This is a genomic window from Micromonospora sp. D75 (assembly GCF_018070405.1).
Taxonomy (GTDB): domain Bacteria; phylum Actinomycetota; class Actinomycetes; order Mycobacteriales; family Micromonosporaceae; genus Micromonospora; species Micromonospora chalcea.
In genome coordinates this window covers 1-3,578 of sequence record NZ_JAGPXV010000611.1, presented here as the reverse complement: position 1 = coordinate 3,578, position 3,578 = coordinate 1, and the positions used below count along the sequence as shown (strand labels likewise).

The following is a 3,578-nucleotide window of genomic DNA, read 5'->3' as shown; positions in this document are numbered from 1 at the left end:
CGACGCGGCGGCGCAGACCGCGCAGGCGATCCGGATCGGCCTGGACGCGCTGGCCGAGGTGGGCGCCGGTCCGGGCGACGTGGTGCGGACCCGGATGTACGTGACGGATCAGATCTTCGCCGACGAGGTGGGCCGGGCGCACAACGCGGTGTTCGGCCCGGTACGCCCGGTGGCGACGATGGTGGTGGTGGCCGGGCTGATCGACCCGGACCTGCTGGTCGAGGTCGAGCTGGAGGCGTACCTCCCCGCCTGAGGCGTTCCGGGGTGCCTCGCGCGCCCCGGACCACACGCCGATCGGTTGTGCACAACCTAATTGTGCGTTACGGTTTCGCGGTGACCGATGATCTGGTGCTGCGCCGGCAGGTGTGCTTCGCCCTCTACGCGGCGTCGCGCGCCATGACCGACGTCTACCGGCCCATCCTCGACGAGCACGGCCTGACCTACCCGCAGTACCTGGTGCTGCTGGTGCTCTGGGAGCGTGACGACGACGCCCCCACGGTCTCCGAGCTCGGCGCCGCGCTCCGGCTCGACTCCGGCACGCTCTCCCCGCTGCTCAAGCGGCTGGAGGCGGCCGGCCTGGTGGTGCGTACCCGCTCGGCTGCCGACGAGCGCCGGGTCGAGGTGGGCCTCACCGGCCAGGGCCGGGCCCTGCGGGAGCGGATGTGTGACGTGCCGCGGCAGGTGGCCACCGCCACCGGGCTCACCGAGGCCGAACTGGTCTTCCTCCACGGCATCCTCACCCGGGTCACCGAGACGATCCACCGACAGAAGGAGCAGTGACATGCAGGTGCTCTACACCGCCTCCGCCCGCGCCACCGGCGACGGCCGCGACGGTCACGTCCGCACCTCCGACGGCACGGTCGAGCTGGACCTCGCCGTACCGAAGGAGATGGGTGGCGCCGGCGGCGCGGCCAACCCGGAGCAGCTCTTCGCGGCCGGCTACGCGGCCTGCTTCCACTCCGCGCTGCGCGTGGTCGCCCGCAAGGCCAAGGCGGACGTCTCCGGCTCGGTGGTCGAGGCCGAGGTGGGCATCGGCCCGAACGGCAGCGGCGGCTTCGGCCTCGCCGTGACGCTCGTGGTGGACCTGCCCGCGGTCGAGCGCGCGGCCGCCGAGCAGCTGGTCGACGCGGCCCACCAGGTCTGCCCCTACTCCAACGCGACCCGGGGCAACGTCGAGGTCACCCGCACGGTCCGCGAGGCCCGATGAGCGGGATGAACCGGGAGATCCATCTGGCGTCCCGGCCGCAGGGCTGGCCGACCGCGGAGAACTTCCGGCTGGTCACCACCGAGGTGCCGACGCCGGGCCCGGGACAGGTGGTGGTCCGCAACCGGTTCATGTCCGTCGACCCGTACATGCGCGGGCGGATGAACGACGTCAAGTCGTACGTGCCGCCGTTCGCGCTCGACGCCCCGCTCGACGGGGGCGCGATCGGTGAGGTGGTGGCCGGCGAGGCCGGCGGCGTCAAGCCCGGCGACACGGTGCTGCACGGGCTGGGCTGGCGCGAGTACGCGCTGGTGGACGCCAAGGGCGCGCGCAAGATCGACCCGGACCTGGCACCGGTGACCGCCCATCTGGGCGTGCTCGGCATGACCGGGCTGACCGCGTACGCCGGGCTGCTCGACGTGGCCGCCATGAAGCCGGGGGAGACCGTCTTCGTCTCCGGCGCGGCCGGCGCGGTGGGCAGCATGGTCGGCCAGATCGCGAAGCTGCGCGGCGCCGGCCGGGTGATCGGCAGCGCCGGCTCCGCGGCGAAGGTGGAACGGCTCACCGCGCTCGGCTTCGACGCCGCGTTCGACTACCACGACGGCCCGGTGTCCAAGCAGCTCAGGGCGGCCGCGCCGGACGGCGTCGACGTGTACTTCGACAACGTCGGCGGCGACCACCTGGAGGCCGCGATCGGGGCGATGAACGTGCACGGCCGGGCCGCCATCTGCGGCATGATCGCCCAGTACAACGCCACCGAGCCGCCCGCCGCGCCGCGCAACCTGGCGCTGGTGATCGGCAAACGCCTGACGCTGCGCGGCTTCCTCGTCAGTGACCACGGTCACCTGCGGGAGCAGTTCGTGCAGGAGGTGGCGGGCTGGCTGCGCGAGGGCCGGCTGTCGTACGACGAGACGATCGTCGACGGCATCGAGCAGGCCCCGGAGGCGTTCCTCGGCCTGCTGCGCGGCGAGAACCTCGGCAAGATGCTGGTCCGTCTCTGACCGGCGTGAACCCGTACCACCACGGGCGGTGGTGACCGGCCTCACCGGCGGGTCACCACCGCCCGCGCGTTGGCTAGGCTCGGGGCATGACGGTGGCGGTACGGGTCATCCCGTGTCTGGACGTGGACGCCGGGCGCGTGGTCAAGGGGGTCAACTTCCTCGACCTGCGCGACGCGGGCGACCCGGTGGAGCTGGCGGCGGCGTACGACCGGGCCGGCGCGGACGAGCTGACCTTCCTCGACGTCACCGCCTCGTCCAGTGACCGCGGCACCATGCTCGACGTGGTGCGGCGCACCGCCGAGTCGGTCTTCATCCCGCTCACCGTGGGCGGCGGCGTCCGTCAGGTCGCCGACGTCGACACGCTGCTGCGGGCCGGGGCGGACAAGGTGGGCGTGAACACCGCCGCCATCGCCCGCCCGGAGCTGATCGCCGAGATCGCCGACCGGTTCGGCAGTCAGGTGCTCGTGCTCTCACTGGACGTGCGCCGCGCGCCCGACGGCACGACGCCGAGCGGTTTCGAGGTGACCACGCACGGCGGGCGGCGGGGCACCGGGCTGGACGCGGTCGAGTGGGCGGCGCGCGGCGCCGAGCTGGGCGCGGGGGAGATCCTGCTCAACTCGATGGACGCCGACGGCACCAAGGCCGGGTTCGACCTGCCGCTGATCCAGGCGGTCCGGGAGGTGGTCGACGTGCCGGTGATCGCCAGCGGCGGCGCGGGCGAGGTGGCGCACTTCCCGCCGGCCGTCGGCGCGGGGGCGGACGCGGTGCTCGCGGCGAGCGTCTTCCACTTCGGTGAGCTGACCGTCGGCGAGGTCAAGGACGCGCTGCGCGGCGCCGGGCACCCGGTGCGCTGAGGCGCGCTCACTGCCGGCCGGAGTGCCCCTCGGGGGAGCGGCGCGGCATCGGGATCGAGCGGACCACGTACTCCTGCACGGCGGCGGCGTGGTCGTCCTCGTCGAGCTGCCACTCGGACTCACCGGGCGGGTGCCGGCGGGTCAGCACGCCCTGCACCGTGTCCACAGTGGTGCCGAGCCCGGCGCTGGGGCGGGTGCGCCAGAGCCGCTCACCGTCCGGTGTGACCCGGAACCAGCCGTCGGCGACGCTGACCAGGCCCGCGCCGACGAGCCGCCGGACCGCGCCCTCCACCTCGTGCCGCTCGGGGATGGCCTGGTTTAGGTGGTCGGCGGTGGAGAGGACGTCGGCCAGTCGTACGCCTTCGGGGCGGCGTGTCGACGCGGACCGCCGGTGCCGGCCGGCGCCACTGGCGATGACAAGCGCGACGAAGATCCAGGCGTCGCTCCAACGCCATCCGTTCTCCCCCATGCAGGAATGATGCCCGGCCGCGACGGCGGAGGAAACACCTGGTTTTACTG

Annotated in this window: 6 protein-coding genes; 5 read left to right on the top strand and 1 reads right to left on the bottom strand. The window is 73.4% G+C overall.

All coding sequences use genetic code 11. The annotated features are described in order from the left end of the window. The 5 genes from KBX39_RS26440 to hisF form a co-directional block, all read left to right on the top strand. On the top strand, window positions 1–253 hold a 253-nt coding region (locus KBX39_RS26440; protein WP_247660617.1), incomplete at its 5' end, for a Rid family hydrolase. Window positions 254–333: 80 nt separating this feature from the next. After that, window positions 334–780, top strand: a complete 447-nt coding sequence (locus tag KBX39_RS26435) for a MarR family winged helix-turn-helix transcriptional regulator (protein ID WP_043331106.1) — start codon at window positions 334–336, stop codon at window positions 778–780. A gap of 1 nt (window position 781) precedes the next feature. Beyond that, entirely contained in the window at window positions 782–1,207 is a 426-nt protein-coding gene (locus tag KBX39_RS26430) for an organic hydroperoxide resistance protein (RefSeq protein WP_064445243.1), read from the top strand. After that, the gene (locus KBX39_RS26425) at window positions 1,204–2,205 is read left to right on the top strand and encodes an NADP-dependent oxidoreductase (protein WP_064445244.1); all 1,002 of its coding nucleotides are present in this window, start codon (window positions 1,204–1,206) and stop codon (window positions 2,203–2,205) included. The genes KBX39_RS26430 and KBX39_RS26425 overlap by 4 nt, the downstream gene beginning before the upstream one ends. Before the next feature lie 86 nt (window positions 2,206–2,291). Next, the gene (gene hisF / locus KBX39_RS26420; RefSeq protein WP_043329502.1) at window positions 2,292–3,059 is read left to right on the top strand and encodes an imidazole glycerol phosphate synthase subunit HisF; all 768 of its coding nucleotides are present in this window, start codon (window positions 2,292–2,294) and stop codon (window positions 3,057–3,059) included. A gap of 7 nt (window positions 3,060–3,066) precedes the next feature. Here the strand turns inward: hisF and KBX39_RS26415 are convergent, their stop codons facing one another. Continuing rightward, complete coding sequence (locus KBX39_RS26415) at window positions 3,067–3,528, bottom strand: hypothetical protein (protein ID WP_043329504.1); 462 nt, start codon at window positions 3,526–3,528, stop codon at window positions 3,067–3,069. Window positions 3,529–3,578: the final 50 nt, after the last annotated feature.